This window comes from Streptomyces sp. I05A-00742 (genome assembly GCF_013055795.1).
In the GTDB taxonomy this organism is placed as follows: Bacteria; Actinomycetota; Actinomycetes; order Streptomycetales; family Streptomycetaceae; genus Streptomyces.
In genome coordinates, this window is record NZ_JABETO010000007.1 from 194908 (window position 1) to 211800 (window position 16893).

16 protein-coding genes are annotated in these 16893 nt (G+C 70.7%); 11 read left to right on the plus strand and 5 right to left on the minus strand.

Going from position 1 to position 16893, the window contains the following annotated elements:
* Positions 1-285: 285 nt before the first annotated feature.
* Positions 286-486 (minus strand): DUF397 domain-containing protein, encoded by a 201-nt coding sequence (locus tag HN013_RS09960; RefSeq protein ID WP_171165241.1) that lies wholly within the window; start codon positions 484-486, stop codon positions 286-288.
* An 11-nt stretch (positions 487-497) separates the two neighbouring features.
* Entirely contained in the window at positions 498-1352 is an 855-nt protein-coding gene (locus HN013_RS09965; protein ID WP_171165243.1) for a helix-turn-helix transcriptional regulator, read from the minus strand.
* A gap of 238 nt (positions 1353-1590) precedes the next feature.
* On the opposite strand from HN013_RS09965, the gene HN013_RS09970 reads away from it, so the two are divergent.
* From HN013_RS09970 to HN013_RS09985, 4 genes are all read left to right on the plus strand, one after another.
* On the plus strand, positions 1591-2055 hold the full coding sequence (locus HN013_RS09970; protein ID WP_171165245.1) for a hypothetical protein: 465 nt from the start codon (positions 1591-1593) through the stop codon (positions 2053-2055).
* A 92-nt stretch (positions 2056-2147) separates the two neighbouring features.
* Complete coding sequence (locus HN013_RS09975; RefSeq protein ID WP_171165247.1) at positions 2148-2477, plus strand: helix-turn-helix transcriptional regulator; 330 nt, start codon at positions 2148-2150, stop codon at positions 2475-2477.
* Positions 2478-2639: 162 nt separating this feature from the next.
* A complete protein-coding gene (locus tag HN013_RS09980; protein ID WP_212764157.1) occupies positions 2640-3188 on the plus strand; it encodes a hypothetical protein in 549 nt (182 codons plus the stop codon).
* 119 nt (positions 3189-3307) lie between these two features.
* On the plus strand, positions 3308-4135 hold the full coding sequence (locus HN013_RS09985) for a methyltransferase domain-containing protein (RefSeq protein WP_312018554.1): 828 nt from the start codon (positions 3308-3310) through the stop codon (positions 4133-4135).
* Between the two features lie 276 nt (positions 4136-4411).
* Here HN013_RS09985 and HN013_RS09990 read toward each other — a convergent pair whose 3' ends face one another.
* On the minus strand, positions 4412-6265 hold the full coding sequence (locus HN013_RS09990; RefSeq protein WP_171165249.1) for a hypothetical protein: 1854 nt from the start codon (positions 6263-6265) through the stop codon (positions 4412-4414).
* 954 nt (positions 6266-7219) lie between these two features.
* Here HN013_RS09990 and HN013_RS09995 point away from each other — a divergent pair.
* The 4 genes from HN013_RS09995 to HN013_RS10010 all read left to right on the plus strand — a co-directional run bounded on the left by HN013_RS09995 (position 7220) and on the right by HN013_RS10010 (position 10515).
* On the plus strand, positions 7220-7738 hold the full coding sequence (locus HN013_RS09995; RefSeq protein WP_171165251.1) for a toxin-antitoxin system HicB family antitoxin: 519 nt from the start codon (positions 7220-7222) through the stop codon (positions 7736-7738).
* Positions 7739-7819: 81 nt separating this feature from the next.
* A complete protein-coding gene (locus HN013_RS10000) occupies positions 7820-8662 on the plus strand; it encodes a DUF4097 family beta strand repeat-containing protein (protein WP_171165253.1) in 843 nt (280 codons plus the stop codon).
* Between the two features lie 60 nt (positions 8663-8722).
* Positions 8723-9730 carry an ATP-binding cassette domain-containing protein gene (locus HN013_RS10005; protein WP_249374872.1) on the plus strand — a complete coding sequence of 336 codons (1008 nt, stop codon included), beginning with the start codon at positions 8723-8725 and terminating at the stop codon, positions 9728-9730.
* A complete protein-coding gene (locus HN013_RS10010) occupies positions 9727-10515 on the plus strand; it encodes an ABC transporter permease (RefSeq protein ID WP_171165255.1) in 789 nt (262 codons plus the stop codon). The genes HN013_RS10005 and HN013_RS10010 overlap by 4 nt, the downstream gene beginning before the upstream one ends.
* Before the next feature lie 123 nt (positions 10516-10638).
* On the opposite strand, the gene HN013_RS10015 is transcribed toward HN013_RS10010, so the two are convergent.
* On the minus strand, positions 10639-12282 hold the full coding sequence (locus tag HN013_RS10015) for a DHA2 family efflux MFS transporter permease subunit (protein WP_312018555.1): 1644 nt from the start codon (positions 12280-12282) through the stop codon (positions 10639-10641).
* A gap of 139 nt (positions 12283-12421) precedes the next feature.
* On the opposite strand from HN013_RS10015, the gene HN013_RS10020 reads away from it, so the two are divergent.
* On the plus strand, positions 12422-12904 hold the full coding sequence (locus HN013_RS10020; RefSeq protein WP_249374873.1) for a MarR family winged helix-turn-helix transcriptional regulator: 483 nt from the start codon (positions 12422-12424) through the stop codon (positions 12902-12904).
* 76 nt (positions 12905-12980) lie between these two features.
* Here HN013_RS10020 and HN013_RS10025 read toward each other — a convergent pair whose 3' ends face one another.
* Positions 12981-13367 carry a peptidase inhibitor family I36 protein gene (locus HN013_RS10025; protein WP_171165260.1) on the minus strand — a complete coding sequence of 129 codons (387 nt, stop codon included), beginning with the start codon at positions 13365-13367 and terminating at the stop codon, positions 12981-12983.
* A 226-nt stretch (positions 13368-13593) separates the two neighbouring features.
* On the opposite strand from HN013_RS10025, the gene HN013_RS10030 reads away from it, so the two are divergent.
* Positions 13594-15297, plus strand: a complete 1704-nt coding sequence (locus tag HN013_RS10030; protein ID WP_171165262.1) for an acyclic terpene utilization AtuA family protein — start codon at positions 13594-13596, stop codon at positions 15295-15297.
* Positions 15294-16892, plus strand: a complete 1599-nt coding sequence (locus HN013_RS10035) for a carboxyl transferase domain-containing protein (RefSeq protein WP_171165264.1) — start codon at positions 15294-15296, stop codon at positions 16890-16892. The genes HN013_RS10030 and HN013_RS10035 overlap by 4 nt, the downstream gene beginning before the upstream one ends.
* Position 16893 lies beyond the last annotated feature (1 nt).

Below are 16893 nucleotides of genomic sequence, written 5' to 3' on the forward strand. Positions count from 1 at the left end.
TTCCTTACCTGGGTGGGTGGCTTCCGGGCGTCCGCCACGTAAAAGGGCGGCCCTTCGGCTCCCGCCGCACGTCAAGCGGAGGGCAGGGGCAGGGAGTTCGCCGAACCGCAGGCAGCAGCGTGGCTGCTTGGGCTGCGATTGCGGCGCGACGTACGGGGAAGGTAGCGCTCGCCGAGGCGAGGCGGCAACCATGCTACGGGGCAAGGTTGGAACTGGCATATGACGAAGCCCCCGACCGTCACGGAAGGGGGCAGGTGAGGGGGCCGACCAGGGGGACAGCGGGCCTCAGGGGGTGGGCTGATCCGACTCCCCGAACTTCACCCAGGTGAGTAGCGCGGCAAGGTTGCCCCTGCCTGTGATGATGACCGCCTTCGGCAGGTCGCTCTCCCGTATGAGGACGTCCTCGCCCCGGGCGGCGACTTCCATGCAGTCCTCACCGCCGCCTCCGGAGAACGAAGACTTTTGCCACGGTATGTGTCTGGTCATTCTCCGGTCTCTCACAGGTCCCTTGCGATGTGATGGATGAAGTGTCTCGACTCTTCGGGGTCGAGCGCTGCGTCTCCGGCGATGCCGATCAGCTGGCGGTACCTTTCCAGCTCCCTCTCCGAACTCAGGAAGCGGCCGCCGAACGGCATGTCGATCCGCACGGTGTCCAACTGGGGAACTGACGCTCCTGCGTACAGCACGGGATGGGTCACCTCGATGAATTCTTCGCTGGTGAAGGGGATGACTCGAACGGTGATACTGGGGTGCTGGGACTTCTCGATCAGGTTCTCCAACTGGTCTCTTGTGACCTTCCGCCCTCCGAAGCGCATGCGCAGCGCGGCCTCGTGAATGGTCGCGGCGAGTACGGGGGGCTCGTCGGCGTCCATGATCTGCTGCCGCCGCATGCGGTGCTCGACGCGAGCCCCGACCTCTTCGGGGGGAAGTTTCAGGTGCACGGCGCTGAAGAGCGCGCGAGCGTACTCCTCGGTCTGAAGCAGCCCCGGAATGGTGACGCTCTGAACGGAGGTGAGGGTGGTGGCATGGTGTTCGAGCTCCGCGATGTCGAGGAACCCGGGGGCCAGCACACCGCGGTATTCGTCCCACCAGAACTGCCCGCGGTGTTCCCGGGTCATGGCGCACAGAGCTTCCACCAGGGAAGCGTCATCGCACATGTAAAAGCTGGCAAGGCGCCGGATCCGTTCCTCGCTGATGCCGACGCGGCCGGCCTCGATGTGACTGATCTTCGCCTGATCGGTGGAGAGCAGTCCGGCCGCCTCACGGGCGGTCCTCCCGGCCTGCTCACGCAGCTTGCGCAGTTCGACGCCCAACCGCATTTGTCGCGCGGTCGGGTTGTCCCTTGGTGGCATGAGTCCCTTCCCCTGGTCCGGTGCGAGTGTCCTGCTAACCGTGGCATGGGTCCAGTCGCAACTCCAGCGTCGTGGACATGCTTGCTCCGGGGCATGCTTGCCACTACCTTCTTTCCAGCGCCGCGTCAGCGCGCCCGGAGACTCGAAGTGACGCCAACCGCCAGCCCGTTGATCAAGGACGAAGGTGGCCGGGTCGCGGGCGGCGCCGTGCGCGGAACCGGACCGTGAGGGAGTGCCCATGAGTACAGCTCGGCTCAGCCCCCGCCCGGCCGACCCCGGCCCCGCGGCGACGCCGACCTACCGTTTCAGCCTGCCGGCCCGGGCGACGACGCCGCGCCTCGCCCGTGACGTCGTACGGGTCGTGCTGAACGCCGACCACGCCACGCTCGTCGACGACGCGCGGCTCTGCGTCTCGGACGCGGTGACCGCCGTCCTGTCCGGGACGGCCTCACCCCACGTGCACGTCGACGTCTTCGTGGACCGGGACCGCGTGGTCCTCGCCGTCCTGGACGCCGACCGGACGCGCGACGGCCGCCGGCGGCCGTCGTCCGGCGAGGCGCTCCGACTGCCGCTGGTGCGACGTCTGTCGGCCGCGTCCGGGGTGACATGGGAGTGGGACGCCGAGCACCGGGTCATGGGACGGCGGGTGTGGTTCGCGCTGGACGGCAGTACCGGCACCAGCAGGACCGACAGCATCATGTGAAGCACCGCATCCGGTGTGGTGAGCACTAGTCCCAGAGTTCCGCGTTCGTCTCTCGGGTCCTGGCACCACTGAGAGTGCCAGGGACTGGCCCAGTGAAGTGGAACCTTCGTCTGGCGGCCGCCAACCGAGGCATCTGGAAGGCCGGCGAACTCCAGCGGATGCTCGCCGAGCGTGGCGTTGTGATCAGCGCGGGGAAGATGTCGGGGCTTTGGCCCGGTCAGCCGAACACCGTCAAGCTCGATGAGCTCGACGTCATCTGCGCGGTGCTCGGATGCGGAGTCGAGGAACTGCTGCTGCCCGAGCCGGAGCGGGTGCCGGCCCCGGCCCCGGCGTCGGCGGCGGACTCGCAGGCCACTGCGGTGGGCCAGCCGCGCGCCGTCGCCCCACGTCCTCGCACCGGCAGGTCTCTGCCACCGCGATGACCTGCGTGCACTGCGGCAAGCTGCTGCCCGCGGGCTCCCGGCTGGACCGGGCGTACTGCGACAACAAGTGCCGGGGCTTGGCCTCCTACACCGGCGCAAGGCGGGCGTCCCACCCCCACCACCCGGCTCAGGACGGAGGACATCCCACGCAGCCTGCTGCCGATGACCGACGACGAAGTGCTCGCCGTCCAGCGGATCGCCGTTACCCCGGCGCAACGGCTTGTCGTCGCCCTGGCTGCCGTCCACGCGGCCCGCGCTACGGCCATCCGTCGCCTCACCTTGGACGACCTCGACATGCCCAACCGCAGGATCACCATCGCCGGACATGGCCAACGGCTCGGCGAACTTCCCCACCAGGCGCTGCTGGCCTGGCTCGACCAGCGCCGGGCCACCTGGCCGAAGACCCCCAACCGGCACGTCCTGATCAACGCGAAGACAGCCCTGGGAACCGGGCCCGTCAGCCCCGAATACCTTAAACGGCACCTGCTGCACCACGGCGTTTACCTCGAACGCATCTACGGCGACCGGGTACTTCACGAGGCACTGACCGTCGGCACCGACCCACTGCATCTCGCCCTGGTCTTCAACCTGTCCCACACCGCCGCGAGCCGCTACGCGGCCATCGCCCAAAACCTGCTCGACGACCAGATCGAGCAGACCGCCGAGATACGGCCGGAAGGGAGAGCGGGCGCTCTTGACGGCTGCCCGTGAAGCGATCCCCGGCCGAACGGTGCCGGCGGAGCAGACAGAAAAGACCGGAACGGCTTCTGTCGAGGAGCTGCCGTTAAACCAGTGGCGCCCCGTGGACGCGCCTCATAGCTTGTGCGCTCGTGACTGATGATCCGCAGATGCGCCCGAATCGACATGACCTCGGTCGGGTGTTCAACGAAGTGCCCGAGCTCTACGACCGGGTCCGGCCGGGATACCCCGACGAACTGTTCGCGGACCTTGTCACCGTCACCGGCATGGACGAAAGGTCGTCGGTGCTGGAGGTGGGCTGCGGTACCGGCCAGGCGACGCGCTCGCTGGCAACGCTTGGATGCTCAGTGACCGCCATCGAGCCGGGCGAAGAAATGGCCGCACTCGCTCGCCGGCGAATCGCCACCTTCGGCAACGTCGAAGTCGAGACGTCGACGTTTGAGGAGTGGGACGACCGCGGTCGACGCTTCGATGTCCTTGTGGCTGCGTCGTCGTGGCACTGGGTCGACCCGTCGATCGGCTGGCGGCGAGCGCACGACGTGCTCCATCCCGCAGGCTGGATGGCACTGCTCGGCAACGTCGTTGTCCGCCGAGTGGGAGAGCCGGAGGTGTATGCCGAGACCGCCGATCTCCACGAGCGGTTCTGCCCCGGGAACCCCGACTGGGGTCATCCGCCCCTGGAGGACGACGTGCGCACCACCGACGAGGGCTGGGGACTGGTCGAAGATCCTGGCGGATTGTTCGGCTCAACGATCGTGCGCTGGTACCCGACCGTTCAGTGGTTCGACGGGGACGGTTTTGCCGATCACCTTCGCTCGTTGTCGCTGTACCGGAGGCTCGACCGCGACGTCCGTGAACCCCTGCTCGACGCAATCGCCGAGCGCATCCGCACACGGATGGGCGACCGAGCATCACGCCGATACCTGAGCGTCCTCCGCGTCGGACAGCGCACCGAGTGAGCCCAGCGGTGGAGGACCTGCCGATTCATCGGCAACGGACCCACCGCACTTCCATGCCTGCCTGCCCAAGACGCCGGGGGACCCAGTGAAAGCACTTCAGTCACGCTGAACTCACGGCCGGCGCGCCGGTAAGAGCCCTGTCACCAGCCGCAAATGAGGGGCATCACATCCGGAGCGACAGGGGTGCCGTATCGAGCGGCGAACCAACCGACAAGCAACCCGCCAGGAAGCGTACGGCTTCCCTTGTCCGGATCAGCAGTGAGCCGCCGACATTGATCAGGCCCTCCCGGTGATCTCCGACAAGAGGTCTCGCGCCGACCGTTCGTCTCCCTCGGCCACCAGCCACTGCGCGTACTGGGACACGGCGTAGGAGTCGCCATCCGGTCCTGGGCCGTGCAGCCGGGCCAGCTCGCCTTCGAGGACGTCGAGGACGTCGAGGTCGGCCGGTGTCCCGCTTTCGTCGTGTATTCGGGCGATGGCGGCGGTCACCCGGTCTTCGGCGTGGTCGGCCACTCCCTCGGATGCCTCCCGTGCTGCGTGGACATGGCCGGCCACCGCTGCGTACACCTCGCTGGCCGCTTCGACGTCACCGATCTCGTCGAGCAGCCGGGCGAGCCTGACGGTGGCCTCGGCTTCCGCTGCGGTACGACCGAGTTTGCGGACACACGCGTAGGCTGCGCGCGCCGCCTCCGTGTCACCGACCTCGTGGAGCAGGCGGCCGAGCTTGAGGACGGCCGCGTCGGCGGCCGGGATGCCGCCGAGTTCGCGGACGCATATCCAGTACGCGTCGTGGCACCAGGTGTAGGGCCGAGTGCCGTAGACCTCGTAGTCGGACGGAGGGAGCAGCGCAGCCAGTCTCTCCCCGATGGAGGCGACGGCCTCAAGGGGTTCGGCGGAACCGTTGGCAAGGGCGTAGTGCCATGCACCAGCCGCGAACTCGTTCCGGCTCAGCAAGTCCGCGACGGCTTCCGTCGCCGTGTCATCTGCCTCGCGGGCGTACAGGAAGGCCAGGTCGACGGCCACCTGTCCGATCTGCCTCTCTTCGAGGTCACCGCCGATCCGCTCCAGGGCCGCCTCCGCGGCCTCGAAGTCACGGGCGTACAAGGCCAGGCCGAATTCGACCACGAGGGAGGACGGTTGGTAGGCCCCCCGCAGCTCCGCCGCCGCTGCGGCACGGTTGCCTTGCTGTGCGAGGCGGTAGCCGTGTTCGGCGGGTGTCTCCATGCCGGCTCGCTGCCTGGCCTCCGCGAGGAGGGCCGGGTCCGCGGCCTCATGGACGATCAAGTAGGCGGCCCGCGCCGCATCCTGCCTCCCGTCCGACTGCAGCCGAACGCAGAGGTCCAGGGCGGACCGTGCGCGCTGCCTCAGCTCCTCGGCGAACCCGGTCTCCTCGCGCTCGGTGTGCAGTCCGTCAAGGCACGTCTGCGCCTCCACAGTTGTGTGCGCGTCGCCCAGGTCTGTGGCCCTTCGATACGCGGCAGCCGCGCCATCGAGGTCACCCCGCTGCTCCCGGTACCAGCCCAGGCTCAGACAGGCACTGCCCGTCGCCGCTGCGGGCAATCCGGTTGCGGCCAGGTGGTCGCGGGTCAGGGCATCGGCTTCGTCAGCGAGGCCGTGGTCGGACCGGCTCTGATACGCCGAAGTGCGGAAGCCCTGACCGTGCCGCAGTGGTGCCAGCCAGCGGGGATCGGTGACCCACACGTCGTAGTCGGCATGGACGAGGCGGTCTTCGAGCTTCCAGCGGTTGTCCCACTGGTGGTAGTGGGCGTCGAGGCTGTCGAAGTGGTCCTCGTGGAAGTCGGCGAGACGGTCTGCACGAGCGTCGTCGTCGGGGGCGTTGTGGATGGCCACCCGCTCCACCGCCCGTACGAAACGGCGGCTGTTGGCGTCGGTCCACACCGGGTCGATGCACTCCTCGATGCCGACGAGGTCGTGGAGGGGGCCGTGACGCCGATGCGCCACACCGTCAGCAGCGTCCCAGAGCACGCGGAAGAAGAAGCTCGCATCGTCCGGCAGCAGGCCCTCCCGGCCCCATGCCCGGTCGTACCGGACGAGGAAGACCCGGAACCTCACGCGTTGCTCAGTGGTGTCCAACTCCAGGACACGAACGCTGTAGAGAAAGGTGGACATGGCGCACTATCCCGATCAGGAGGAGGGCTTCACATCACCGCGTGGCGCGGCTTCCGCAACGCTACAAGCCACCTGTGACATCTCGGCTGCCTCCCGTTTCGTCCAGCATCGAACAGGAGCTTGTCGATTCCGGTGGGGCTTCACCCACCGCTGCCGTACGGCCCGGGGGACTCACTCACACACTCCGGTGGTGGCCTGAATGTGGACCCTGGCTCCGACTGGACAGTTCTGTAGCCGGAGACCGGTCAACTCAAGTGCTGGTCCGGGTGATGTCGACGTCGAGACAGTGTCGGAAACCCAGCTTTGTCGCGGTTGGCGTCAAGGTGACCATCAATGGATGACACGTACGCCCAAGCCGCATACGTAGGAGGCCGGTGACTCCGCCCGGCCGATGCCGTTCTGCTGCGGGTCGCCTCTGGAGGAGCCGGAGGAGTTCAGCACGCTGCGAACAACTGCCCCGGCGCCTTCCGGGCCTCGCCCTGCACGCCGCCCCGTGGGCGGTGCTGTCGACAGACAAGGAGCGGGTCACACCGCCAATGAGGCGATGACCCCGGCGAGCACCAGGGCACGGAAGCGCGGACGTGACATGTCGTCCCCCTCTTCGTCCCGGGTACGCGACGGGCCCGGGGGCGCGAACACGCACCCGTGTCGACGCGAATGCCTGCCTCATCTTCCAGCCGGGTGCGCACCACCGGCCATCACCCGCACCGGTGACGCTACGAGGACGCCAGTCGCGCCTGGCGCCAAGTGGCACCAAGTGGCGTCGAGTGGTGCCACCCGCCATCTCGGGGTGCCATTCCGCGCCCCCAGGAGTGCGTGAGCATGCATGGCGCCACCCTGGCGCAGGTCGATCTCCTTATGTTTCCGCAGGTAGGGCGGCTTCTTCTGCTCGCACCACCCGCGAGGCGCCATCGGGGCTTGCGTATGGCGCCACTATGGTGCCAAACTACTGCCATGGACCTCACGCCGTATGTCGACACCCTCCGCCGTGAACTCGCGGTGGCCGCCGAGGCCGGCGGGGAAGATGCCCGCGAGCTGGCCGAGCGGCTCACGGCTCCGCTGGAGTCGGCGACCCGTCTGACCATGCTCAATGTGCTCTCCGCCGCGATGGACGAGATCACCCGCGAGCTCGCCCCCGGCTCGGTCGACGTACGGCTGCGCGGGCTGGACCCGGACTTCGTGGTGACGCCGCCGCCCGCGGAGGGGGGTGCACCGGCGGAGCAGGGCGCGCCGGTCGAATCGTTCAGGGCCGCGGCCCCGGCCGAGGGTGACGAGGGTGGCACCGCCCGCGTCAATCTGCGGCTGCCGGCGCACCTCAAGGCGCGTGCCGAGGAGGCGGCGAGCCGGGAGGGGCTGTCGGTCAACGCGTGGCTGGTGCGGGCGGTGTCGGCGGCGGTCGACGGTGGTGCCGGGCCGCGTACGACGGAGAAGACCCGGACGGTCGGACAGAGCTTCACGGGCTGGGTGCGCTAGCCGCGCCCTGCTCGTACCCCTTCATCCACACCACGTCCCACCAGCGGGGACGTTCCGAAGACCCAAGAGGACGGGACAGCCATGCCTTCTTTCGACACTCCCGAACCGATCTCGGCCACGGCGCGCGTGGAGGCCGGTTCCCTCCAGTTCACCGCAAGCGACCGGCTCGACACCGTCGTCGAGGTGCGGCCGCGCGACCCGAAGAAGGACCAGGACGTGCGGGCGGCCGACCAGACCGAGGTCGCCTGTGTGAGCGGCGTACTGACCGTGAGGACGCCCAAGGCCGGCCTGTTCGGCCGCACCGGTGTCGTCGACGTGACGGTCGAACTGCCCGAGGGCTCGCGCGTCGACATGACCGGCGCCTGGACCCAGGTGCTCGGCGAGGGCCGGCTCGGTGAGGTCCGGGTGAAGACCTCGTCCGGTGACGTCCGCTTCGACACGACGGGCCCGCTGCACGTGACCGCGGCGCACGGCTCGATCGCCGTGGACCGGGTCGAGGGCACGGCCGAGATCACCACCAGCTCCGGCAGCCTGCGCGTCGGCACCGTCGACGGCCCGGCCGTCCTGAAGAACTCGCACGGCACCACGATCGTCGGGGCCGTGACCGGTGAGCTGCGGGTGCGCGGGGCCAACGGGGACATCGAGATCGGGCGCGCCGGGGGTTCGGTCACCGCCGCCACCGCCCACGGTGCCCTGCGGGTGGGCGAAGTGGCCGGCGGCATCGTCAGGCTGGAGACCTCCTACGGCGCCATCGAGGTCGGCGTCCGCGAGGGCACGGCCGCCTGGCTCGACGTCAACTCGGGCTCCGGGCAGGTGCGCAACACGCTCGCCGCGTCCGAGACCCCGGAGAAGACCGAGGACACCGTCGAGGTCCACGCCCGCACCCGGCACGGCAACATCGACATCCGCCGCGCCAAGGCCTGAGCGCCGCATCCCCGGCCGGCTCCGTCCCTCACTCGCTTCAGCCTTCGAATGGAGGGCTCCATGCCTTCTTCTGTCATGCCCATGCCTAGTAAGCGCGACAGCCGCCCGTCGCCCGTTGCCGTCTCCGCCGTCGGTCTGCGCAAGTCGTACGGCGACAAGACCGTCCTCGACGGCATCGATCTGCGTATCCCGGCCGGCTCGGTGTTCGCGCTGCTCGGGCCGAACGGCGCCGGCAAGACCACCACCGTGCAGATCCTGTCCACGCTCATCACCGCCGACGGCGGCCAGGCCCAGGTCGCGGGCCACGACATCGCCACGTCACCGCACGGGGTGCGTGCCGCGATCGGCGTCACCGGACAGTTCTCCGCCGTCGACGGCCTGATCACCGGCGAGGAGAACATGCTCCTCATGGCGGACCTGCACCACCTGTCCAAGCGCGAGGGGCGGCAGGTCGCCGCCGAACTGCTGGAGCGCTTCGACCTGGTGGGCGCGGCGAAGAAGCCCGCCTCCACCTACTCCGGCGGTATGAAGCGCCGCCTGGACATCGCCATGACGCTGGTCGGCAACCCGCGGATCATCTTCCTCGACGAGCCGACCACGGGCCTCGACCCCCGCTCCCGCCACAACATGTGGGGCATCATCCGCGAGTTGGTCTCCGACGGCGTCACCGTCTTCCTCACCACGCAGTACCTGGAGGAGGCCGACCAGCTCGCCGACCGCATCGCCGTGCTCAACGACGGCGGGATCGCCGCCGAAGGCAGTGCCGAGGAGCTGAAGCGGCTGGTTCCGGGCGGGCATGTACGGCTCCGCTTCTCCGACCCCGTCGCGTACCAGAACGCCGCCTCCGCGCTGCGCGAGGTCACGCGGGACGACGAGGCGCTGGCGCTGCAGATCCCCAGCGACGGCAGCCAGCGCGAACTGCGCTCCATCCTCGACTGGCTGGACGCCGCCGGCATCGAGGCGGACGAGCTGACTGTGCACACCCCCGACCTCGACGACGTGTTCTTCGCCCTCACCGGCCCCAACCAGCCGGGCCAGCCGAACCAGCCCAAGGAGTCCGTCCGATGAGCTCCCTCGCCCTCGCCGTGCGCGACTCGTCCACCATGCTGCGGCGCAACCTCCTGCACGCGCGCCGCTACCCCTCCCTCACCCTGAACCTGCTGCTGACGCCGATCGTCCTGCTGCTGCTCTTCGTCTACATCTTCGGTGACGTGATGAGCGCGGGCATGGGCGGCGGCGCCGACCGCTCCGAGTACATCGCCTACGTCGTGCCGGGCATCCTGATGATGACCATCGGGGGCACCGTGGTCGGGACCGCGGTGTCCGTCTCCAACGACATGACCGAGGGCATCATCGCCCGCTTCCGCACCATGGCCATCCACCGCGGCTCGGTGCTCATCGGGCACGTCATCGGCAGCGTGCTGCAGTCCGTCGTCAGCGTGGCCCTCGTGGGTGCCGTGGCCGTGGCCATCGGCTTCCGGTCCACGGATGCCACGCCCCTGGAGTGGCTGGCGGCGTTCGGCCTGATGACGCTGGTCGCCCTGGCGCTCACCTGGATCGCGGTCGGGATGGGCATGATCAGCCCGAACGCCGAGGCGGCCAGCAACAACGCCCTGCCGCTGATCGTCCTGCCGCTCATCTCCAGCGCCTTCGTCCCGGTCGACGCGATGCCCGGCTGGTTCCAGCCGGTCGCCGAGTACCAGCCGTTCACCCCGGCCATCGAGACCCTGCGCGGGCTGCTGCTCGGCAGCGAGATCGGCAACAACGGGTGGATCGCGGTGGCCTGGTGCCTGGGTCTGGCCGTGCTCGGCTACTTCTGGTCGAAGGCGGTCTTCAACCGCGACCCGAAGTAGCCACGCCACGCCGGTCGCCCGTACCCCGCGACTCGTCCGCCCGAGGGCGGCGTACCCCGACACCGCGTCGGCGTGCGCCGCCCTCGGGTGCGTGCCGCGGGGTACGGGCGACCGGCGTGGCGCCTACTCCTTGTGCACCGAGCCCGCCGTTTCCACGGCGGCCGGGCTCCCCGCGGACGGCGCGGCCGGCCGCCTGGAGACGAGAGCCGTGGTGACGAGGCCGAGGAGGACGACGCCGCCGGCGAGGTAGCTGCCGAGGGTGATGGCGTCCGTCATCGCGGCGTAGGCCGCGTCGGCGGCCGGGGCGGTGGCGGGGTGGGCCGAGAGGGGTTGGATCGCGGCGCCGGCGCTGTCCGTGACCGTCCGGGCGAGGGCGTCGGCGCGGGAGTCGGGCAGGCCGCTGTCGGTGAGCCGGTCGTGGAGGCCGTTGCCGAGGGTGGTGAAGAAGACGGTGGTGAGCACCGCGATGCCCAGGGCGGAGCCGAGTTGGCGGAAGGCGGACTGGACGCCCGCCGCCTGTCCGGCGTCGCGGCCGGGCACGTCGGCGAGGACGACGTTGGTGACCTGGGCGGTGGCGAAGCCGACGCCGATGCCGTAGACGAAGAGGGCCAGGGCGATGGGCCACCAGGGGCTGTCCGGGGCGGCGACCAGCCCGAGCAGGCCGAGTCCGGCGGCCTCCAGGACGAGTCCGAGGCGGACCTGGCCGAGCGGGGAGATCTTGTGCGCCGCCCCGAAGCTCGCCCCGCTGGCGACGAAGCTGCCCACGGCCAGCGGCAGGAGGGCGAGTCCGGCGTCGAGCGCGCTGTAGCCGAGCGTGAACTGGAGCCACAGGGGCAGGACGGCGATGATGCCGAACTCGCCGAGGCCGATGATCACGGTGGCGACGTTGCCGTTGCGGAAGGAGGCGACGGAGAACAGCCGGACGTCCATCAGCGCCCGCGCCCCGTCGCCGCGCCGGACGAGGGAGGACTGCCGGAGGACGAACGCCGCCAGGGCCGCGCTTCCCAGCACCAGCGCGACCAGGACGGGCGAGGGGCCGCCGCTCCACGACCATCCGAACACCTCCATCGGGCGGACGACGGTCAGCCACCCGTACGTACGCCCCTCGACGAGCCCGAAGGCCAGCAGGCCCAGGCCGAGCACGGAGAACAGCCCGCCCGCCGCGTCGACGCGTCCGCCGCCGCGCGGGGAGGGCGCCAGGAAGGCCAGGGCGCCGACGCAGATCAGCGCGGCGAGCGGGATGTTGATCCCGAACGCCCAGCGCCACGAGGCGTGCGCCGCGAGCCAGCCGCCCAGCAGCGGTCCGAGGGCGGAGGCGGCACCGATGGTCGAGCCCCAGACGGCGAACGCCTGCCCGCGCTCCTTGCCCGTGAAGGTCGCGTTCAGCAGGGCCAGCGAGGTCGGCAGGATCATCGCCGCCCCCGCCCCCTGCAGGAACCGGGCCACCACCAGCAGCTCACCGGTGGGCGCCAGCCCGGCCGGCACGCTCGTGGCCCCGAAGACCGCGACGCCGATCACAAAGACCCGGCGGGCGCCGAGGATGTCGGCGAAACGTCCCGCCAGCAGCAACAGCGCCGCCAGCACGATCGCGTAGGACTCCTGGATCCACTGCGCCTGGGTGGAACTCACGTCGAGGTCCTCGACGACCGACGGGACGATCACATTGACGATCGTGGTGTCCACCACGATCAGGGCCACCCCCAGGGCGACGACGACCAGACCCAGCCATCGACGGGCAGGGGACGGGACAGCGCTCTCAGCGCTCACCGATTGCCTCCACTGTAAAGTAACTCCACCATGAAGTAATTCCGCAGTGAAGGTAAAGTGGCTCCGGCAGGTTGTCAACGCGGACGCCGACGCGGACGCGCCGGTACGAGACGAGGGGTGGCTCCGGATGCGGGAACCCATGAGGGAAGGCAGCATCGCGGTCCAACGTGGCCGGATCGCAGAGGAGTTGCGGGCCTACGGAGCGAGCTTCACCGAGCTCGGACGGCGCTTCGCCGCACTGCTGGGTGTGCACTCCACCGACGCGTTCGCCCTCCTGGAGATCGCCTCGGCGGAGGAGGCGGGCGTCCCCCTCTCCCCGGCCCTCCTGAGCCGGCGCATCTCCCTCTCCTCGGGAGCGATGACCGCGCTGCTCAACCGCTTGGAGGGGGCCGGGTACATCGCCCGCACCCGCGAGCACACCGACCGGCGGGTGGTCACCCTGCGCAGCAGCGGGCGGGCGGAGGAGCTCGCCGACGATTTCTTCGGGCCCGTCAACGAGCGGCAGGACGCGATCCTGGCCGAGTATTCGCCGGATATGCTCCGGGAGTTCGAGACGTTCCTGATCCGTCTGCGCGCGACGATGGACGACGCCGGGGCGGCCGCGGCGGACGAGGGTTCCTGACGGGCGCGGGGCGGCGGGGTGCTGCCGGTGTGGCGCCCCGCCGCCCCGCGGCCGTCGGCTACTGCGACTTCGTCGGCTACTGCGGCTTGAAGGACCGGATCTGGTACGAACCCTGCAGGTTGCCGCTCTGGCCGGCCGGTGTGGAGCCCACGCGGGACCGGTGGTTGGTGCCGGTGTAGTACTGGACGCGGTGACCGGTTGCGTTCCTGACCGAGCGGACGTTCTGGCCCCGCTGGATGAAGGAGCAGTCGTCGGCGGTGTTCGCCCTGCTCTCGTCGGACCACTGGCAGCGGGTTCCCGAGCCGTTCCAGTCGCTGTAGATGCAGAAGTGTCCCGGGGCGCAGTTGAAGGCTGCCAGGCTGGTGGCGGCGGGCGCCTCGGGGGCGGCGCTTACGGCGGGGGCCGCGCCGAAGGCCGCCACCAGGGCGGCGGCTGCGACGGCGAACGAGTGCATGCGGCGCATGGGGGATGGTCTCCTTCTTCTCGGGGGGTGGTCCAGGGGCGGCTGAGGCGCCCCGGACAGGCTGAGCCGCGAGAGGATCGGGCAAACCACCGAACATGCTCGCGAGCCGTCCCCCGGGAGCTCTGCCCGCGCATCAACCACCCGCCGAATCAAGGCAGTTCGTCAGCGGCCGAAAACCATTCAAGCGTGCTTGCTTGTTTTCCCGGCCGCTGTCACGCTCCCCACCGTGCTGAGGATCGGCAACGCCTCCGGTTTCTACGGTGACCGTTTCGACGCGATGGAGGAGATGCTCACCGGTGGCCCCCTGGACGTGCTCACCGGGGACTACCTCGCCGAACTGACCATGCTCGTGCTGGGCCGGGACCGGCTGAAGGACCCGGAGCGGGGGTACGCCCGCACGTTCCTGCGCCAGCTGGAACGCTGCCTCGGGATCGCCGCCGAGCGCGGCGTGCGGATCGTCACCAACGCGGGCGGGCTCAACCCCGCCGGACTCGCCGAGCGGATACAGGAGTTGGCAGAGCGCGTCGGCGTACCCGCCCGCGTCGCGTACGTCACCGGCGACGATCTGCTGTCCACCCGCGACTGGGGGCCCGGCGTCCTCACCGCCAACGCCTACCTCGGCGGTGCGGGCATCGCCGCCTGTCTGCGGGCGGGGGCGGACGTCGTCGTCACCGGGCGCGTCACCGACGCCGCCCTCGTCAGCGGGCCCGCCGCCGCGCACTTCGGGTGGGCGCCGGACGACCACGACGCCCTCGCGGGGGCGGTCGTCGCGGGGCACGTCCTGGAGTGCGGGGCGCAGGCGACCGGCGGGAACTACGCGTTCTTCACCGAGCACGACACGCACGACGAGCACGACCTCCGCCGGCCGGGTTTCCCGATCGCCGAACTGCACGCCGACGGCAGCTCGGTGATCACCAAGCATCCGGGCACAGGGGGTGCGGTGACCGTCGGCACGGTCACCGCACAGTTGCTGTACGAGACGGCTGGTGCCCGCTACCCCGGTCCCGACGTCACGGCCCGGCTGGACACCGTCCGGCTCGCGCAGGACGGCCCGGACCGGGTGCGGATCGACGGGGTCCGGGGCGAGCCGCCGCCCGCGACGCTCAAGGCGGGGGTCACGCGCGCCGGAGGCTGGCGGAACGAGGTCGTCTTCGTCCTCACCGGCCTCGACATCGAGGCCAAGGCCCGCCTCGTCCGGACACAGATGGAGGACGCGCTGTCCGGCCGCCGCCGGCCCGCACGCGTCCGCTGGTCGCTGGCGCGCACCGACCGCGCCGACGCGTCTGTCCAGGAGGAGGCGAGCGCCGTGCTGCGGCTGGTGGTGCACGACCCCGAACCCGAGGCCGTGGGGCGGGCGGTGAGCGGGGCGGCCGTCGAACTGGCCCTCGCCGGCGTCCCCGGGTTCCACCTCACGGCGCCGCCCGGTCCGGGCGCCCCCTACGGGGTCTTCGAGTCCGTGCCCGTGGACCCGGAGGGCGTCCGGCACGTCGCCGTCCTCCCCGACGGCACCCGCGTACCGGTGCTCCCACCGCCCGTACGCGCCACAGCGCTGCCACCCCCACCCGATCCCGTCCTCCCGGAACCGCTCCCGCCCGGCCCCACCCGCCGCGCGCCGCTCGGACTGGTCGTCGGCGCGCGCAGCGGGGACAAGGGCGGCGACGCCGACGTCGGCGTCTGGGCGCGAGACGAGGCCGGGTGGCGGTGGCTGGCCCACGAGCTCACCGTCGAGCGGTTCAGTCAACTGCTGCCCGAGACCGTCGGGTTGACCGTGACGCGGCATGTCCTGCCCAACCTGCGCGCCCTCGCGTTCGTCGTCGAGGGTCTCCTCGGACACGGCGTCGCGGAGAACGTCCGCTTCGACCCGCAGGCCAAGGGCGTGGGGGAGTGGCTGAGGTCCCGGCACCTGGAGATACCGGAGGTGCTGCTGTGACCGTCCTGACCTCCCGGCTCGACACCGAGGGGCCGGAGTACGCGGCCAACCGGGCCGCCATGCTCGACCGGCTCGCCGAGGCCGATGCCGCGCACGCGCAGGCCGTCGCGGGCGGCGGCGAGAAGTACACCGCCCGGCACCGGGCCCGTGGCAAGTTGCTCGCGCGCGAGCGCGTCGAGCTGCTGCTGGACCCCGACACCCCTTTCCTGGAGCTGTCCCCGCTGGCAGCCTGGGGCAGCGAGTACCCGGTGGGCGCGTCGCTCGTCACCGGCATCGGCACGGTCTCCGGCGTCACCTGCCTGATCAGCGCCAACGACCCGACCGTGCGCGGCGGAGCGAGCAATCCGTGGACGCTGCGGAAGGCGCTGCGGGCGCACGAGATCGCCCGCGCCAACCGGTTGCCCGTGATCAGCCTCGTGGAGTCCGGGGGCGCGGACCTCACCGGGCAGAAGGAGATCTTCATCCCGGGCGGCGCCCTGTTCCGCGACCTCACCCGGCTCTCGGCCGCCGGCATCCCCACCGTCGCCGTGGTCTTCGGCAACTCCACGGCGGGCGGGGCGTACGTCCCCGGTATGTCCGACCACGTGATCATGGTCAAGGAGCGGGCCAAGGTGTTCCTCGGCGGGCCGCCGCTGGTGCGGATGGCCACCGGCGAGGAGGCGGACGACGAGTCGCTGGGCGGCGCGGACATGCACGCGCGCGTGTCCGGCCTCGCCGACCACTTCGCCGTCGACGAGCGGGACGCGCTGCGGCAGGCCCGTACCGTCGTCGCCCGGCTCGACCGGCGCGCGCCGACGGCCGCGCCGTGGCCCGCCGAGCCGCCCCGCCACTCCGCCGACGAGCTGCTGGGCATCGTCCCCGGCGACCTCCGGGCGCCCTTCGACCCGCGCGAGGTCATCGCCCGTGTCGTCGACGGCTCCGACTTCGACGAGGTCAAACCCCTCTACGGCGCCGGCCTCACGGTCGGCTGGGCCCGGCTGCACGGCCGGCCCGTGGGGATCCTGGCCAACGCGCAGGGCGTCCTGTTCAGCGCCGAGTCGCAGAAGGCCGCGCAGTTCATCCAGCTCGCCAACCAGCGGGACACCCCGCTGATCTTCCTGCACAACACCACCGGGTACATGGTCGGCCGCGCCTACGAGCAGGGCGGCATCATCAAGCACGGCGCCATGATGATCAACGCGGTGTCGAACTCGCGGGTGCCGCACCTGTCCGTCCTCCTGGGCGCGTCCTACGGCGCCGGGCACTACGGGATGTGCGGACGGGCGTACGACCCCCGGTTCCTCTTCACCTGGCCGAGCGCCCGGGCCGCCGTCATGGGGCCCCGGCAGCTCGCCGGCGTCCTGTCGATCGTCGCGCGCGCGTCCGCGGCCGAGAAGGGGCTGCCGTACGACGAGGAGGCCGACGCGGGGCTGCGGGCCGCGGTGGAACGGCAGGTGGAGGCCGAGTCGTTGCCGCTGTTCCTGTCCGGGCGGTTGTACGACGACGGGGTCATCGACCCGCGCGACACGCGGACCGTGCTCGGCCTGTGCCTGGACGCGGTCCACCACGCGCCCGTGGAGGGGGTACGCGGCGGCTTCGGCGTCTTCCGGATGTGAG